At 69.9% G+C, this 15701-nt stretch carries 16 protein-coding genes and 1 pseudogene; 6 read left to right on the top strand and 11 right to left on the bottom strand.

Going from position 1 to position 15701, the window contains the following annotated elements; translation table 11 throughout:
• Positions 1-2: 2 nt before the first annotated feature.
• Entirely contained in the window at positions 3-170 is a 168-nt protein-coding gene (locus ACFXC1_RS08650; protein WP_381240627.1) for a ferredoxin, read from the bottom strand.
• A 154-nt stretch (positions 171-324) separates the two neighbouring features.
• On the opposite strand from ACFXC1_RS08650, the gene ACFXC1_RS08645 reads away from it, so the two are divergent.
• On the top strand, positions 325-765 hold the full coding sequence (locus ACFXC1_RS08645; protein ID WP_381241157.1) for a hypothetical protein: 441 nt from the start codon (positions 325-327) through the stop codon (positions 763-765).
• A gap of 237 nt (positions 766-1002) precedes the next feature.
• Here the strand turns inward: ACFXC1_RS08645 and ACFXC1_RS08640 are convergent.
• Together ACFXC1_RS08640 and lpdA are read right to left on the bottom strand one after the other, a co-directional pair.
• Positions 1003-1122: pseudogene (locus ACFXC1_RS08640) on the bottom strand (2-amino-4,5-dihydroxy-6-one-heptanoic acid-7-phosphate synthase); the annotation flags it as partial.
• Between the two features lie 392 nt (positions 1123-1514).
• Entirely contained in the window at positions 1515-2936 is a 1422-nt protein-coding gene (gene lpdA, locus ACFXC1_RS08635; protein WP_381240624.1) for a dihydrolipoyl dehydrogenase, read from the bottom strand.
• A 285-nt stretch (positions 2937-3221) separates the two neighbouring features.
• Between lpdA and ACFXC1_RS08630 the strand changes: the two genes are divergently transcribed.
• On the top strand, positions 3222-4214 hold the full coding sequence (locus ACFXC1_RS08630; RefSeq protein ID WP_381240621.1) for a phospholipase D-like domain-containing protein: 993 nt from the start codon (positions 3222-3224) through the stop codon (positions 4212-4214).
• Here ACFXC1_RS08630 and ACFXC1_RS08625 read toward each other — a convergent pair.
• Positions 4211-4711 (bottom strand): PucR family transcriptional regulator, encoded by a 501-nt coding sequence (locus ACFXC1_RS08625; RefSeq protein WP_381240619.1) that lies wholly within the window; start codon positions 4709-4711, stop codon positions 4211-4213. The genes ACFXC1_RS08630 and ACFXC1_RS08625 overlap by 4 nt on opposite strands.
• 393 nt (positions 4712-5104) lie before the next feature.
• Between ACFXC1_RS08625 and ACFXC1_RS08620 the strand changes: the two genes are divergently transcribed.
• Positions 5105-5641 (top strand): HdeD family acid-resistance protein, encoded by a 537-nt coding sequence (locus tag ACFXC1_RS08620; RefSeq protein ID WP_381240616.1) that lies wholly within the window; start codon positions 5105-5107, stop codon positions 5639-5641.
• Between the two features lie 18 nt (positions 5642-5659).
• Here ACFXC1_RS08620 and ACFXC1_RS08615 read toward each other — a convergent pair whose 3' ends face one another.
• The 3 genes from ACFXC1_RS08615 to ACFXC1_RS08605 all read right to left on the bottom strand — a co-directional run bounded on the left by ACFXC1_RS08615 (position 5660) and on the right by ACFXC1_RS08605 (position 7379).
• Positions 5660-6112, bottom strand: a complete 453-nt coding sequence (locus tag ACFXC1_RS08615) for a MarR family winged helix-turn-helix transcriptional regulator (protein ID WP_381240614.1) — start codon at positions 6110-6112, stop codon at positions 5660-5662.
• Between the two features lie 46 nt (positions 6113-6158).
• The gene (locus ACFXC1_RS08610; protein ID WP_381240611.1) at positions 6159-6335 is read right to left on the bottom strand and encodes a hypothetical protein; all 177 of its coding nucleotides are present in this window, start codon (positions 6333-6335) and stop codon (positions 6159-6161) included.
• Between the two features lie 495 nt (positions 6336-6830).
• Positions 6831-7379 (bottom strand): MarR family winged helix-turn-helix transcriptional regulator, encoded by a 549-nt coding sequence (locus ACFXC1_RS08605; RefSeq protein ID WP_381240608.1) that lies wholly within the window; start codon positions 7377-7379, stop codon positions 6831-6833.
• 252 nt (positions 7380-7631) lie between these two features.
• Between ACFXC1_RS08605 and ACFXC1_RS08600 the strand changes: the two genes are divergently transcribed.
• Together ACFXC1_RS08600 and ACFXC1_RS08595 are read left to right on the top strand one after the other, a co-directional pair.
• Positions 7632-7766, top strand: coding sequence for a hypothetical protein (locus ACFXC1_RS08600; protein ID WP_381240606.1), 135 nt, complete (start codon positions 7632-7634; stop codon positions 7764-7766).
• A gap of 257 nt (positions 7767-8023) precedes the next feature.
• Positions 8024-8434: a hypothetical protein gene (locus ACFXC1_RS08595; protein ID WP_381240603.1), complete on the top strand. Its 411-nt coding sequence runs from the start codon at positions 8024-8026 to the stop codon at positions 8432-8434.
• Positions 8435-8437: 3 nt separating this feature from the next.
• Here the strand turns inward: ACFXC1_RS08595 and ACFXC1_RS08590 are convergent, their stop codons facing one another.
• The 4 genes from ACFXC1_RS08590 to ACFXC1_RS08575 form a co-directional block, all read right to left on the bottom strand.
• Positions 8438-9052: a DinB family protein gene (locus ACFXC1_RS08590; RefSeq protein ID WP_381240601.1), complete on the bottom strand. Its 615-nt coding sequence runs from the start codon at positions 9050-9052 to the stop codon at positions 8438-8440.
• A 74-nt stretch (positions 9053-9126) separates the two neighbouring features.
• Complete coding sequence (locus ACFXC1_RS08585; RefSeq protein ID WP_381240598.1) at positions 9127-10035, bottom strand: GlxA family transcriptional regulator; 909 nt, start codon at positions 10033-10035, stop codon at positions 9127-9129.
• 10 nt (positions 10036-10045) lie between these two features.
• Entirely contained in the window at positions 10046-10645 is a 600-nt protein-coding gene (locus tag ACFXC1_RS08580; protein WP_381240595.1) for an isochorismatase family protein, read from the bottom strand.
• Between the two features lie 102 nt (positions 10646-10747).
• The gene (locus ACFXC1_RS08575; RefSeq protein ID WP_381241131.1) at positions 10748-14122 is read right to left on the bottom strand and encodes a pyruvate carboxylase; all 3375 of its coding nucleotides are present in this window, start codon (positions 14120-14122) and stop codon (positions 10748-10750) included.
• A gap of 235 nt (positions 14123-14357) precedes the next feature.
• Between ACFXC1_RS08575 and ACFXC1_RS08570 the strand changes: the two genes are divergently transcribed.
• Positions 14358-15575, top strand: coding sequence for a chitinase (locus ACFXC1_RS08570; protein ID WP_381240592.1), 1218 nt, complete (start codon positions 14358-14360; stop codon positions 15573-15575).
• Positions 15576-15701: the final 126 nt, after the last annotated feature.

Genomic DNA, 15701 nt, shown 5'->3' with positions numbered 1-15701 from the left:
GGTCACTCCTGGATCCGGATCGTGAGTACGGGGCACACGGCCGCCACGGTACGGGCGTCGTCGGCCACCTCCTGCCACGGGTTCTCGGTGAGCAGGACGACTACGCCGCCCTCGTCACGCTGGTCGAACGCGCGCGCTGCCGCGGAGGCATCTTTCCCGGTGGTCGGCACAGTCCGGGATTCATTCTCCGGCCCGGGGACTGCCCGAGGTCTCGAACGGACGGCTGCTCGTGACCTGGCCTCCGTCGTCGCGTTGAGCTGCCGGAAGCAGGTCCGCCGTTCCTGCGGGAACCGCCGGCCTGACAGTTGCGAGGAGAGGGAATCAATGGGAGCGACGAAGTGGTCCACGGTCCTGGGAACCGCGGGGCTGGCCCTCGCCGCCGTCACGGTTTCGGCCACGGCCACGGCGCCGGCGGCTGCCCAGGACCGGGCATCGGACGCACGCCTGGCCCAGCGCGTAGTGCTCACGAACGTGGACAGCGGGCGGGCGGTGGCCGCGAGCGCCGGTGACGACGTCGAGGTCCGGCTCACCGGCTACCGCGAGGGCGGGCTCACCTACACCTGGAGTGTTCCGGCGGCCGACGACTCCACGGTGCTCCGGGGCACCGGCGGCACCACGACACCGTCCGGGGGCGCCTCGGCGGTCCTGCACGCGGACCACAGCGGCGTCGCCACCGTCAGCGCCCAACGACGCTGCGTCCCCGGCCCGGGCCGCGTCTGCCCCCAGGTCATCACACCCTGGAAGGTCACCGTCGAGGTGAAGTGACCGAGCGGTCGGCCGGCGCTCGCATGGACCGGGTCGCCCGGCAGAAATCCGGGCCGGGTCGGCCGGACAGCTGATGCGAGGCGTCTCCGGCCCCGGGCGGCGTCGGTGGGGACTCGGTGCCGCTACGGCCCGGTGACCGCGGCGGGTTGCGGGAAGGTGACGCCGGTCGGTTCCTGGGACATTCACGTGGCCACTCACCGCGTCGGCGCCGAGACGCAGCGCCTCCTCGACGGTCGCGACCAAGCATTTCGCGTCAGGGTCGGGAGCATGCGCGGTGCTCGCGCTCAAATGCACGACGAGCGATATCTGCGTGAACCAGGCCGGATCCACGCGACGGACACTTCCCTTGTGCAGCACCACGGCATCGGCACCGTTCGTCGCCAACTGCCCGACCAACCGGTTCAGTCCAAACCACCGCCGGCCATCGGCCCGTCCGTCAGGGGATGGTCCAGGGCAACCACCAGCATGCGTCGAGGATTACGCCGATACATCCGAAGCAGCCTCAATTCACGGGCACTTGAAGCGCCGTCGAATATCTGCATCTCGTCCATTCCCATACCAGTGCCTGGCCAACTGTCCGGTCCCCGGAAGCCGGCTCTTCGAGCGCCCCCTCTGTCGTTGACTACGGCTGCCACCCGGGGGAGGTTCTGTGCGTGATCGCACCGATTGAGTCATGACCGGCCGGCACAAGCCGGTCACGGTGACGGCTACCGTGACCGGCTCGAAGGTCGGCTGGTGGGGAGGGACGGTCACATGTTGATCATGTGTCCGGCCAGGCCGTGCACCGCTTCCTTCACCGCCTCGCCCAGGGTCGGGTGGGCGTGCACGTTGCGGGCGACCTCGTGGACGGTGAGGTCCCACTGCTGGGCGAGGGTCAGTTCGGGGAGGAGTTCGGTGACGTCGGGGCCGATGAGGTGGCCGCCGAGGAGTTCGCCGTACTTCGTGTCGCTGATCAGCTTCACGAAGCCGGTGGTGTCGCCGAGGCCGTGCGACTTGCCGTTCGCGGTGAACGGGAACTTCGCGACCTTGATGTCGTGGCCCAACTCCCGTGCCTGCGCCTCGGTGTAGCCGAAGCTGGCGATCTGCGGCTGGCAGTAGGTGGCGCGCGGGATCATCGCGTAGTCCAGCTCCATCGTCTCCGCCTCCGCGAGGGTCTCGGCGGCGATGACGCCCATCGCCTCGGCGGCGTGCGCGAGCATCAGCTTCGCGGTGACGTCGCCGATGGCGTACAGGTGCGGGACGGAGGTGCGACACCGGCCGTCCACGTCGATCGCGCCGCGCTCGGTCACCCGTACGCCCGTGTTCTCCAGGCCGAAACCGGTGACGTTCGGGGCGAAGCCGATGGCCTGCAGCACCTTGTCGGCCTCCAGGACCTGCTGGGTGCCGTCCTTGCCGGTGACCGTGACGCGGACCTGCGGGCCGGACTCGTCGATCGACTCGACGCGGGTGGAGGTGAGGACGTCGATGCCCAACTTCCGGTATTGCTTGGCGAGTTCGGCGGAGACCTCGGCGTCCTCCAGGGGCGCGACGCGGTCCAGGAACTCGACGATCGTGACCTTCACGCCGTAGTTGTGCAGCACGTATGCGAACTCGATGCCGATGGCGCCGGCGCCCGCGATGACGATGGACTGCGGGAGGTCGTCGGCGAGGATCTGCTCCTCGTACGTCACGACGCGCGCGCTGCGCTTGGTGCCGGGCAGCAGCCTCGGGGTGGCGCCGGTGGCGATGACGCAGTGCTCGAAGGCGATGGTGCGGGTGTCGCCGTCGTATCCGGCCACCTGGAGGGTGTGCGGGTCGAGGAAGGTGCCGCGGCCGTCGATCTCCGTGATCTTGTTCTTCTTCATCAGGTAGTGGACGCCCTTGACCCGGCCGTCGGCGACCCGGCGGCTGCGGCGGAACGCCTCCCCGTAGTCGAAGGAGACCTCCCCCTCGACCTTGATGCCGAAGGTCTTCGCCTCACGCGTGAAGATGTGCGCCAGTTCGGCGTTGCGCAGCAGCGCCTTGGTCGGGATGCACCCCACGTTGAGACAGACGCCGCCCCAGTACCTCTCCTCCACCACCGCGACCCGCTTGCCGAGTTGCGCCGCGCGGATGGCGGCGACATAGCCGCCGGGGCCCGCGCCGAGTACAACGACGTCGAACCGATCGTCCTGCGAGTTCTGCTGGCTCATCGAAAGATCCTTTACCACGGGAAGGTCATGGTCGAGCATGCGTCCTCTGTAGATCCTCTAACAGTGTCCACGATCCCCGGTCACCGGCGGACTACGAAGATTTTGCGAACTCGCGGGGACTCCATGAACCGGCCCCCACCTGGGCGAAGTCCCCTTTGTCCGCTCCCGTTCGGCGGCGGTAATCCCGAGTTCACCGGGGTTCTCTTCCTCAGCGTTCTACGCGCGTGGTGTCATGCCCACGCTCACCACCCCCCACGTGGGCATCAACTCGACTAGGAGTCACGCATGTTGAGGACGTTCCTCAGCCGTGCCGGCGTCGCACTGGCAGCCGGCGCCACCCTCTTCGTCACGGCTGTCCCCGCCAACGCCGCGACGTACACCGCGTTCGCCTTCTCGCAGACCACCAGCGAGCCGACGATCTACGACTTCATCAACTCGGCCACCTCCTCGCTCGACATGACCATGTACGAGCTGGAGGACACCACCGCCGTCAACGACCTCATAGCGCTGGAGAAGAAGGGCGTCACCGTGCGGGTGGTCCTCGACACCGCGCACCAGTCCGCCAACAGCTCGGCGTACACGGCGCTGACGAACGCGGGCGTCGGCGTGGTGTGGTCGCCGTCCAGCTTCGTCTACACCCACCAGAAGACGATCACGGTCGACGCCACCAAGTCCCTGATCCTGACCGGCAATCTGACCTCGCAGTACTACACGACCGGCCGCGACTACGGCGTCTTCACCGACGACACCCGCGATGTCGCCGCGATCGAGAAGGTGTTCAACGCCGACTACGCCGGTACCTCGATCACCCCGACCGACGGCGACCACCTGCTCTGGTCCCCCACCGACTCCCGCAGCCGGCTGCTCACCGTGATCAACGCGGCCACCAAGACGCTCGACGTGGAGGAACTGGAGTTCAGCGACAGCACGGTGGTCAACGCGATCGTGGCCAGGGCGAAGGCGGGGGTGACCGTGCGGGTGGTGCTGGAGACCCCGTCGAGCTACGCCAGCGAGGTGTCCGCGATCAAGGCGGCGGGCGGCACGGTCGTCGGGTACTCCGACCCGAACGGCTTCTACATCCACGCCAAGGCGATGGTCGCCGACTACGGTCTCTCCACCCAGGAGGTGGAGGCGGGCTCGATGAACATCAGCAGCAACTCCCTTTCCAACAACCGGGAGTTGGGCATCATCCTCACCGGCACGGGAGTGGCCCAGTCCGTCGCCACCACCATCGAGACCACCTTCAAGAGCGACTACGCGGGCGGTACGGCCGCCTAGTCGGCACCGGTGGACTCCGAGGACGGGGGCCTCGGAGTCTGCCGGACGGCGCGCAGCGCGAGGGAGAGTTCGGTGATGCCGCGGGGGTCGGTCAGTGAGCGGCCGGTGCGTTCGGTGATCCGGCGCAGCCGGGTGCGCACGGTGTTGGGGTGGACGTACAGCACCTTGGCGGCCTCCTCGGCCGAGCCGCCGGAGTCGAACCAGGCCTCCAACGTGTCGAGCAGCAGGGCGCGTTCGTCGTCGGGCAGGGCCTCGACGGGACCGAGGACCTGGGCGGCGACCCGGGCCATGACATCGGGTGCGCCCGCTGTGGCGACCGCGACCGGGGAGTCGTCGAAGACGGTGACGGCGGCGCTGCCCGCGTCGCCGCCGCGCAGCGCGACCTTGGCGAAGCGCAGGGCGTCTCCGGTGCGGCTGGCAATCCGTCCCGTCCGGCCAGTACCTCCGGCCAGGTGTCCGGTCTCCCCCGCTCCAACGCCAGGTGTGTGAGCGACCACGCCCCCAGCGCGCCGAGCACCGTCGCGGGCAGAACCCGTAGCACCGGGCCGACCCGCCGCCGTACACACCACACCACAACGGCCGCGACCGGTGCGAGGAGGGCGACGGCCTGCACCGTTCCCACCGGGGCGTCCCGCAGGGCCGTCGATCACAGTGCTCACGTCGGCTCCTCGTCGACAGGCCGGAGGCCAGGGGTGCCGATGGTCCCGCCGCGACTCGGGCGGCGCATCGGTCAGTTGGCTGTACCCCTTCATGTCATGGCGACCGGGGGGTATGGAAGTAGCGGATGCAGTCGTATGACAGATCGCGGCCGGGGGGCGCGACCCTGGCCTTCGTGGCGGACCATGGCCCCGGGCGCGGACCGGGGCGACATTCGTATGGGGAAGGTGACCATGTTCAGTTCACCCAACGTGCTCCTCTCACGCGGTCTGCTGGCCGTCGTCCTCGGTGTGGTCTCCGTCGCCTGGCCCGGCATCACGATCGGCGCGGTCGTCGTCCTCTTCGCCGTCTACGCGTTCATGATCGCGGCGACGGACGCGGCACGCGCCTTCGCCAGCGATCGGGTCGGGCCCGTCCTCGGCTGGCTGCTGCTCTCCCTGCTCTCGCTGGCCGGCGGAGTGGTCGCCCTCGCCTGGCCCGGCATCACGGCTCTCGCGCTCACCATCTGGATCGCCGCGTGGGCCCTGACGTCCGGCGCCATGGAGATCGGCCTGGCCTTCCAGCGCGGCGAGACGGCGGGGGAACGCACCTTGTTCCTGCTGACCGGCGCGGTGGCGATCGTCTTCGCGTTCTCGCTGTTCGTCCACCCGGACATCGGCGCGGTCTCCCTCGCCACGGTCTTCGGCCTCTTCAGCCTCGTCTACGGCGTCTCGGCGGTCTTCGCCTCGTTCGAGGAGCGGCGCCACCGCACCGGCGCGACCCAGGCGTGAACCCAGGGGCGGCGGCCCTCAGTCGAACTTCTCGACCACCGTCTCGAACTGCCGCACCATGGCCGACAGTGACCGGCCGTCCAGATGGTCCATGACCCGTTTGCGGGCACTGGCGAGATGGACCGGATACGCGGCCTGAAGGCGCTTCATCCCGTCCGGGGTGAGCTTCGTGACGTTGCCCCGGGCGTCACCTTCGTAGCGCCGTTTGACGACCTGGCCCCGGCTCTGCAGCGCGTCCACGACGCGGGTGATGCGGCTCGCCGAGAGGGCGGTGGCCGAGGCCAGGTCCGCCATGCGGAGTTCCTGGTTCTCGGCCTCGGACAGGTTCATCAGGACGACGTACTCGGTGAGCGTCAGACCCGTGGCGCGCAGCAGATCGTCGTCCAGCGAGCGCGGCAGCGAGACGATGACACGCATCAGCGCGCGCCAGAAGCGCTCTTCCTGCGCGGTGAGGGGATCTTCGACGGTCATCCTCGCAGATTAGCGTGCTCAAGCAAGGAACCTCAACGGCGGCCAGCTACACGTCCAGTCGCCTTACGTCCGTGACGCTGTAGGACATCGAGGCGCGGAAGCCGGCGCCGGTGCGCACGGGAGCCAGGTCGGCCGGTTCCTCGCCCCGGGCGGCGAAGAGGCGGATGTCTCCGGTGCCGGTCGGTGGACGGCGCCCAGGTTGTTCGGGAAGCCCTGCGCCCAACCGCGCGCCAGGGCAAGGTCGTTGTCGCGTGGATGTACCGTCGTGCTGCGCGCAGAACTGCCAGTCGATGAACAGCGCAACCGCGTGCCCGTCGGAGTCCGGGTCCGGTGTCGGCCCCGCGGGGAGTGTCGTCCGGTGGATCCTGCCGCAGACTCGGGGCGTGGCACGCACACCTGCGGCGTTGCCGGCGGTCTCGCTCCCCCCGGACTCGGCTTCGCTCGACCGGGAGGGACCCCCTCGCTCCGCGTCGACTCCCTCCCCCGCCTTGCAGCTGTACGCACCACACCCCGCTCACCGGCGTTGATCGGGAACCGCCGTTTTCCTGCGACCTGATCCGCCGGACAGGCCCTGGTGCCACGGCGGCGCGGGCCCGAGGCTCGCCTCTCCGCGCGGTGACAGCGGGTAGGTGTAGCCCTGGAGCATGGGCGCCTCCTCGACGGCGGGTGGGGCCGGAAGGTCACCATGTTTCGCCGGAGAAGGCGCGTCCGGCTTGGGTCAGGTGACTTCTTCGCCGTACGCGGACGTCTGTTCGCGGGAGTCGTGGCCCGCCCGGCACCGGTCCTGGAGCGGATCGGCCACCGCCCGCAGTTCTTCCGCCAGTTGGTCGACCAGGGCCGGGTCGAGCTGGTCCATGACACGTCGGCGCGCGCTGGCCAGATGCGCCGGGTAGGCGCCGCGCAGCTGCTGCCGTCCCGCTTCGGTGAGTACGGCCATGCTCCCCCGGGCGTCCGTCGAGTGCGGTCGCTTGACCACCAGTCCTTGGGCGCGGAGGGTCTCGACGAGGCGGGTGATGCGGCTCGCCGACAGGCCGGTCGTGGTGGCCAGGTCGCTCATGCGCAGGCTCGCGCCGTCCGCCTCCGACAGGTGCATCAGCACGGTGTACTGGGTGAGCGACAGACCCGTGGAGCGCAGCAGGTCCTCGTCGAGCGCCCGGGGCAGCGTCACCAGCAGTCTCTGCAGCGAGCGCCAGAGGCGTTCCTCGACACAGCTCAGCGGGGCCGACACCGGGCTCGTGGGGTGCTGTTGCTCCGCCGGCGTTCTCATGTCCTTCACCCTCTCGCCGAAACTCCCGGTAGGAACACTGAACCACAGGAACTACTTGCTTGACGAAGCATTTCCCAGGGGCCGAAGATACTTGCCCAAGCAAGCACAACCGCCGCGCGGGCCGCCCCGTGCGCCGAGCGAGAGGCCGGCAGGGCATGAGCGTCTCCTTGCCCCCAGCCGGGACGTACGAGGTCGACCCCCGAGCTGTCGTCCGTCACCTTCACCAAGCGGCACCTGTTCGGCCTGGGCAAGGTGAGCGGCACGTTCCAGGTGGAGTCGGGGCGCGTCACGATCGCGGAGCCCGTCACCCACTCGACCGCCCGGGCCGCCGCCGCGTACCAGGGCAAGCGCGTGGCCGCGGTCACCGCGCGGTTCAACAACGCGTGACAGCACGGCAGTCGGGTGCCGGCGACAGCCGTCGGCACCCGGCTGCGATGACGGCCTTCCAGTCCTTCGGCCGGCGAGACGCTCGCCGCCCAGAGCGGAGAAACCAGCCGGGAGAACCCAGATGACCACGAGCACCCCGCGCGACGAGACCGGGTCGTTGCCGCCGGAACTGGAGAGTGCCGCGTTCCAGGCGGACCCGCACGCGCCGCTGCGCCGGTTGCCGGAGTCCGCCGCCGCGCACCGCTGCGAACCGCGCCGTGCTCAAGTCCGGGACGAGTCCGCTGAACGGCGTCGTCGGCTACGCGGAACCGGTCACCGCGCCGGGCCTCACCTTCATGGACACTCCCGGCTACGACCCGGTGTCGGCCACCGGGATGGTCGCGGGCGGCGCCAACCTGCTCGCCTTCACGACCGGCCGCGGCTCACTGTTCGGCTCCCGACCCGTCCCGTGTCTGAAGATCAGCACCTCCAGCGGGCTCTACGAGCGGATGCGCGGCGACATCGACTTCGACGCCGGGCCCGCCGTGAGCCACACCGATCAAGTCGCTTACGGCACCGCCCTGTTCGAGGCTCTGGTGGACCTGGCCTCCGGTGCGGAGAGCAAGTCCGAGGCGCTCGGGTTCGGGACCGAGGAGATCCTGCCCTGGCGTATGGGAGCGGTCCTGTGAGGGTCAGCCGCGCTCTCGGTACAGGTCGCGCAGCATGGCGATCTCGGCTCCGTGGTGCAGTACTTCCTGGTTGACCCACCACACGATGTCGATGAACGGCTCCTGCCCGTCACTGCCGTGCGGACAGGTGCAGTACCCGACGGTGTCGAGCGCGGTGTCGTCGACGCTGAGCAGGGCCTTGCGCCAGGCCTCGGCACCGGCGTCGAAGGCGGCCACCGCGCTCGCCGCGTCGCCGCGGACGGAGTGGTCGTCGCGGGTCAGCGTGTGGCTGCCGGCCGTGTGGTCGGCGCGCAGGGTCAGCAGTTCGGTGAGGTGGCTCAGGCGCCAGGCGAGGGTGGTGAAGGGCGGCGGCCAAGGGTGCGGGTAGGCGGCGGAGTCACGGCCCCAGTCCCCCTGTCCCTCAAGGACAGTTGCGCGCGGTCCCGGGCCGTCCGAGCGGCGCCGCACCGACCAGCAGCCGGGCACCGGCTCCCAGAAGTACTCCTCGTCGGTCAAGGGCCCGACCCGGGTGTCCGTGCCGCCGCCGCTGTCCATGACGGGCCCTGCCATCCGGCCGGTGAGGCGTTCGCGCGCGAAGTCGAACTGGTCGAGCAGCGGAGCCGGACGGGGTGGGATCACTGGGCGCTCCTGTGGCGACTCGGGCTGTCCTCGGCCCGAAAACCTAACGGCGCCGCTGCCGAACCGCCCTTCAATTACTGGCCGCGGGACCGCAGCCGGCGCAGCATGCGCGGGTCCTCGAAGCCGACGGAGCGGGCGGCGGCGTCGATCGTGGTGCCGTGGCTGATGAGGTGCTCGGCGCGTTCGAGGCGGAGGGTCTGCTGGTAGCGCAGCGGGGTGAGTCCGGTGGCCCGGGTGAAGAGGCGGGTGAGGGTACGTTCGCTGACGCCGACGGCCGAGGCGAGGGCGGGCAGCGGCAGCGCCTCGTCGAAGCGGGTGTCGATGAGGTCCTGGGCGCGGTGCACGGTGTCGTCCAGGTGGGAGCGGTGCCGGAGCATCGCGCTGGACTGCGGTTCGTGGCCGTTGCGGCGGGCGTAGACGACCATGTCCCGGGCGATCTGGGCGGCCACGGCGGGGCCGTGCCGGGTGGCGACGATGTGCAGGGCGAGGTCGATGCCGCTGGCGATGCCGGCCGAGGTGATGACCCGGTCGTCGGTGGTGAACAGGACGTCCCGGACGACGGTCGCCTGCGGGTGGCGCAGGGCGAGTTCGTCCTGCACGTCGTGGTGGGTGGTGCAGTGGCGCCCGTCGAGGAGTCCGGCCCGGCCGAGCGCGTCGGCTCCGGCGCAGACACTGGCCACCGTTCCGCCGCGGGCGTGGTGCTCCCGTAGGGCCCGCAAGGGCGTGGGCCCGATAGCGGGCCCCTGGGCTAGCCGGAGCGAACGCCAGCCGGGCACCACGATCAGGTCCTCGGGGTCGAGCTCGGGCCAGTCGAGCCCGGCCGTCAGCGGCAGCCCCTGGGCGCTGGTGACCCGGGGCTGCTCAGCGACGTAGGAAAGCGTGTAGGGGTGCCCGAAGTCGGCCGCCGTGGAGAAGACCTGCGCGGGGCCGGCCAGGTCCAGCAGGTGGACTCCGGGTACCAGGAAGAAGACGACGTGGCTCACGATCCGGTCATCATGCCTGATGTGCGGCGGCGGCTTCCAGTTCGGCGACCGTCGCGATGGTGGCGAAGCGGCCGGCGAGGGCGTACTCGGTGCGCCTGATGATCTCGTCGGCGGGGAGGGTGCGGGGGTCGGCCAGGAGTTCGGCGACGGTCTGGTCGGCGGGGGCGTCGCGGTGCGCGATGGGGTTCGTCGCGGTCGCGTCGGTGACGAAGGTGACCTGGTAGCCGAAGTCGCTCGCGATCCGGGTGGTGGTCTCGACGCACTGTTCGGTGCGGATGCCGCAGATGGTGAGTTCGCGGACGCCGTGCTCGGTGAGGATCTGCTGCAGGTTGGTGGTGGTGAAGGCGTTGTGCGAGGTCTTGTGGATGAGCGGTTCGCCCTCCGCGCGCTCCAGTCCGTCGATGAGTCGGACATGGCCGAGGGCCGGGTCGAAGACGTCGCCGCTGCCGGGCTCGGAGTGCAGTACCCACACGACCAGGTCACCCGCTCGGCGGGCGAGCTGCACCAGGCGGTCGGCCTGCTCGGCGATCTTCGGGTCGGAGATGGTCTCCCACAGCGGGCGGGCGCGGAAGGATTCCTGGACATCGATGACGATCAGTGCTCGGTTCATGTCCCAAGGATGATCCGCGCGGGTGGGGCGGCGACAGGCCGCATCGGGTCCGGGACCGGACCGATCCGGTCACCGGTGGGGCAACCTGTCGCCGCCGTCCGCCTACCTCAGCTCGACGAGCAGATCGCCGCCCTCCACCTGCTGAATGCGGTTGATGGCGAGGCGCGAGACCCGGCCGGACTTGGGAGCGGTGATCGCCGCCTCCATCTTCATGGCCTCGATGGTGGCGACGGTGACACCGGCCTCCACCTCGTCGCCTTCCTCGACCGCGAGGGTGACGACGCCCGCGAACGGGGCTGCAACATGGCCCGAGTTGGCGCGGTCGGCCTTCTCGGTGACAGGGATGTCGGAGGCCGCCGCGGAGTCACGGACCTGGATCGGACGGAGCTGGCCGTTGAGCGCGGACATCACGGTGCGCATCCCGCGTTCGTCGGCCTCGCCGACGGCCTCCAGCTCGATGAGGAGCCGTACGCCCGGTTCCAGGTCGACCGTGTACTCCTTGCCGGGCCGGATGCCGTAGAAGAAGTCCTTGCTGTCGAGGACGCTGGTGTCGCCGTAGGTCTGGCGGTGCGTCTCGAACTCCCGCGTGGGGCCGGGGAACAGCAGGCGGTTGAGGGTGGCGCGCCGGTCCTTTTCGAGGGCCGTTCGGTCCTCCGCGGAGAGTTCCTGTACGGGCTTTGGAGCGGCGCGGCCCTGGAGCGCCTTGGTGCGGAACGGCTCGGGCCAGCCGCCGGGCGGGGTGCCCAACTCGCCGCGCAGGAAGCCGATCACGGAGTCGGGGATGTCGTAGCGGTCGGGGGACGCCTCGAAGTCGGCGGGGCTGACTCCGGCGCCGACCAGGTGCAGGGCGAGGTCGCCGACGACCTTCGACGAGGGGGTGACCTTCACCAGGTGGCCGAGGATGCGGTCGGCGGCCGCGTACATCGCCTCGATGTCCTCGAAGCGGTCGCCGAGTCCGAGCGCGATGGCCTGGGTGCGCAGGTTGGAGAGCTGGCCGCCGGGGATCTCGTGGTGGTAGACACGCCCGGTGGGCGAGGCGAGGCCCGCCTCGAAGGGGGCGTAGATCCGGCGGACGCTCTCCCAGTACGGCTCCAGGTCGCCGACGGCCTGGAGATCGAGGCCGGTGGGGCGGTCGGAGTAGTCGGTCGCGGCGACGATCGCGGAGAGCGACGGCTGCGAGGTCGTACCCGCCATCGAGGCCACCGCACCGTCGACGGCGTCCGCACCGGCCTGGATCGCGGCGAGGTAGGTGGCGAGCTGGCCACCTGCCGTGTCGTGGGTGTGCAGGTGTACCGGCAGGCCGAACTCGCGGCGCAGGGCAGACACGAGCTTCGCGGCGGCGGGTGCGCGCAGCAGGCCCGCCATGTCCTTGACGGCGAGGACATGAGCACCCGCCTCGACGATCTGCTCGGCCAGGCGGAGGTAGTAATCGAGCGTGTACAGGCGCTCGTTGGGGTCGGACAGGTCCGAGGTGTAGCAGAGGGCGACCTCGGCGATCGACGTTCCGGTGGCGCGTACGGCGTCGATGGCCGGGCGCATCTGTCCTACGTCGTTCAGCGCGTCGAAGATACGGAAGATGTCGATGCCGGTGGCGGCGGCCTCCTGGACGAAGGCGTCGGTCACCTGGGTGGGATACGGCGTGTAGCCGACGGTGTTGCGCCCGCGCAGCAGCATCTGGAGGCAGATGTTGGGCACGGCCTCGCGCAGGGCGGCCAGCCGGTCCCAGGGGTCCTCGGCGAGGAAGCGGAGCGCGACGTCGTAGGTGGCGCCGCCCCAGCACTCCAGGGAGAGCAGTTGGGGCACGGTGTGGGCGACCACCGGGGCGACCGCGAGGAGGTCCTTGGTACGGACGCGGGTCGCGAGGAGCGACTGGTGGGCGTCGCGGAAGGTGGTGTCGGTGACGCCGATCGTGGGCGACTCGCGCAGATGGCGGGCGAAACCCTCGGGGCCGAGTTCGGCGAGCAACTGACGTGAACCGGCCGGAGGTTCGCCGGCCGGGACGGGCGGCAGCTTGGTGGTGGGGTCGATCAGGTCGGGGCGTTCGCCGTGCGGCTTGTTGACCGTGACGTCGGCGAGGTAGGTGAGCAACTTGGTGCCGCGGTCGGCGGATTGACGAGCCGTCAGCAACTGCGGGCGCTGCTCGATGAACGACGTGGTGATGCGCCCCGCCTGGAAGTCCGGGTCGTCCAACACCGCTTGCAGGAACGGGATGTTGGTGGCCACACCCCGAATGCGGAACTCGGCGACAGCGCGCCGGGCGCGGTTGACGGCGGTGGTGAAGTCCCGTCCCCGGCAGGTGAGTTTGACCAGCATGGAGTCGAAGTGCGCGCTGATCTCCGTACCCGCGTGGGTGGTTCCGCCGTCGAGACGGATGCCGGAGCCGCCGGGCGAGCGGTAGGCGCTGATCCGGCCGGTGTCCGGGCGGAAGCCGTTGGCGGGGTCCTCGGTGGTGATACGGCACTGGAGGGCCGCGCCGTGCAGGGTGACCGTCTCCTGGGAGAGGCCGAGGTCGGCGAGGGTCTCCCCGGAGGCGATCCGCAGCTGCGCCTGGACGAGGTCGACATCGGTGACCTCCTCGGTCACCGTGTGCTCGACCTGGATGCGCGGGTTCATCTCGATGAAGACGTGGTTGCCGTGCGGGTCGAGGAGGAACTCGACGGTGCCCGCGTTGCGGTAGCCGATCTCGCGGGCGAAGCGGACGGCGTCGGCGCAGATGCGGTCGCGCAGTTCGGGGTCGAGGTTGGGCGCGGGGGCCAGCTCGACGACCTTCTGGTGCCGACGCTGCAGCGAGCAGTCGCGCTCGAAGAGGTGGATGACGTTGCCCTCGCCGTCAGCGAGGATCTGCACCTCGATGTGGCGGGGGTCGACGACGGCCTTCTCCAGGAACACCGTGGCATCGCCGAACGCGGACATGGCCTCGCGGGCCGCGGCCTCGATGGACTCGCGCAGGGCGGCCGGGTCCTCGACGCGGCGCATGCCACGCCCGCCGCCACCGGCGACGGCCTTCACGAACACCGGGAAGCCGATCTCCTCGGCGGCGCGCACCAGTTCGTCGACGTCCGTGGAGGGCGCCGAGGAGCCGAGCACCGGTACGCCGGCCGCGCGGGCGGCGGCGACGGCGGTGGCCTTGTTGCCGGTCAGCTCCAGGATGTGGGCGCTGGGGCCGACGAAGGTGATGCCCGCCTCCTCGCAGGCGCGGGCGAGTTCGGGGTTCTCGGAGAGGAACCCGTAGCCCGGGTAGACCGCGTCCGCTCCCGCGCGCTGTGCAGCGCGGACGATCTCGTCGACCGAGAGATAGGCGCGGACCGGATGGCCGGGCTCACCGATCTCGTAGGCCTCGTCGGCCTTGAGCCGGTGCAGCGAATTGCGGTCCTCGTGGGGAAAGACGGCGACCGTGCGCGCGCCCAGCTCATAGCCGGCGCGGAACGCCCTGATCGCGATCTCGCCACGGTTGGCGACCAGCACCTTGCGGAACATTCCCGATCCCTTCAGCCTGCCGGTGACGTGCACCATGGTGTCGGCGTCACCCCTACAACGCCATGTGAGCCGGGACACTAGTCGCAAACGTGTCGCGCGACGCGCTTCAACGGGCCGACGGTAAAGAAATCGTATGGTCTAGTCCAAAGCGGGATTTGGTCCAGTCCAATCCATTGACGTGGCCGCGACACGGCCAGAAGCTGGGCGCCTCCCCCACTCCCACCGGAGGCACAACGTGACACGTCTTCGCGCATGTCTCGGCGCGGCGGCCGCAGTGACGCTCGCCGCCGCGGGCACGACCGCTCTCATCGCGACCAACGCCCAGGGCGCGACCAACGCGGCCACCGCGCTCAGCAACCGCTGGTACGCCGCAGCCCCCTATCTGATGCCGACGGACAACAACCCGCCCGACGCCGGCACCATCATGGACGCCACCGGCCTCAAGGCCTTCCAGCTCGCCTTCGTCCTCGCCCCCAACGGCGGCGGCTGCACCCCCACCTGGGGAGGCACCTCACCGGTCTCCTCGGACACCGCCGTCCAGTCGGTCATCAACACGATCCGCGCCAAGGGCGGCGACGTCTCCGTCTCGATCGGCGGCTACGGCGGCACCAAGCTCGGCCAGGCCTGCGCCGACCCGGCCTCGACGGCCGCGGCCTACCAGCAGGTCATCACCAAGTACGGCCTGCACGCTATCGACTTCGACCTGGAGGAGCCGGAGTACGAGAACACGGCGGCGATCCACAACGAGATCGGCGCGGCCAAGATCCTCCAGCAGAACAACTCGGGCCTGTACGTCTCCGTCACCACCGCCGGTACGGCGGACGGCACCGGCTGGTTCGGCAAGCAGATGCTGCTGGAGGCGAAGTCGCAGGGGTTCACCCCGAACAACTTCTCCATCATGCCGTTCGACGGCGGCTTCAACGGCGCGGCCTCCCAGACCAGCGCGCTCACCAACTTCAACTCCATCCTCCAGTCCACGTTCGGCTGGGACCAGGCGACCGCGTACGCCCACGAGGGCTTCTCGGGCATGAACGGGCGCAGCGACACCGGCGAGTACTTCACCCAGGCCGACTTCCAGACGGTCCTGAACTACGCCACCAGCCACAACATGGACCGCTTCACGTTCTGGTCCCTCAACCGCGACCGTCAGTGCAGTCCTGTCGACAACGGCGGTACGACATCCGGGACCTGCTCCAGCGTGGCGCAGAACGCGTGGGACTTCGCCAAGTACTCGGTCCAGTTCGCGGGCGTGACTCCGCCGACCACGACACCGACCCCGACGCCCACGCCGACCCCCGGCACGTGCAGGACGGCGTGGAGCTCCACCGCCGTCTACACGCAGGGCAACGAGGTGTCGTACGGCAACCACAACTGGGTCGCCAAGTGGTGGACCCAGAACGAGGTGCCCGGTGCCTCCCAGTGGGGCCCCTGGCAGGACGAGGGCTCCTGCTGATCCGGCGGGATCGGCAGGAACATGGGCAGCGACGTCAGGAAAGAAAGGGGGAGGCGCAAAGACGAGGAGAATGACGGGGGGGGCGAAAAGGTGGTGAGGCACCCCCAAACCCACCACCAACAGAGC

Source organism: Streptomyces hokutonensis, assembly GCF_042751305.1.
In the GTDB taxonomy this organism is placed as follows: domain Bacteria; phylum Actinomycetota; class Actinomycetes; order Streptomycetales; family Streptomycetaceae; genus Streptomyces; species Streptomyces hokutonensis_A.
The sequence above is the reverse complement of the archived record's forward strand: the minus strand, read 5'-3'. Positions and strand labels throughout refer to the sequence as shown.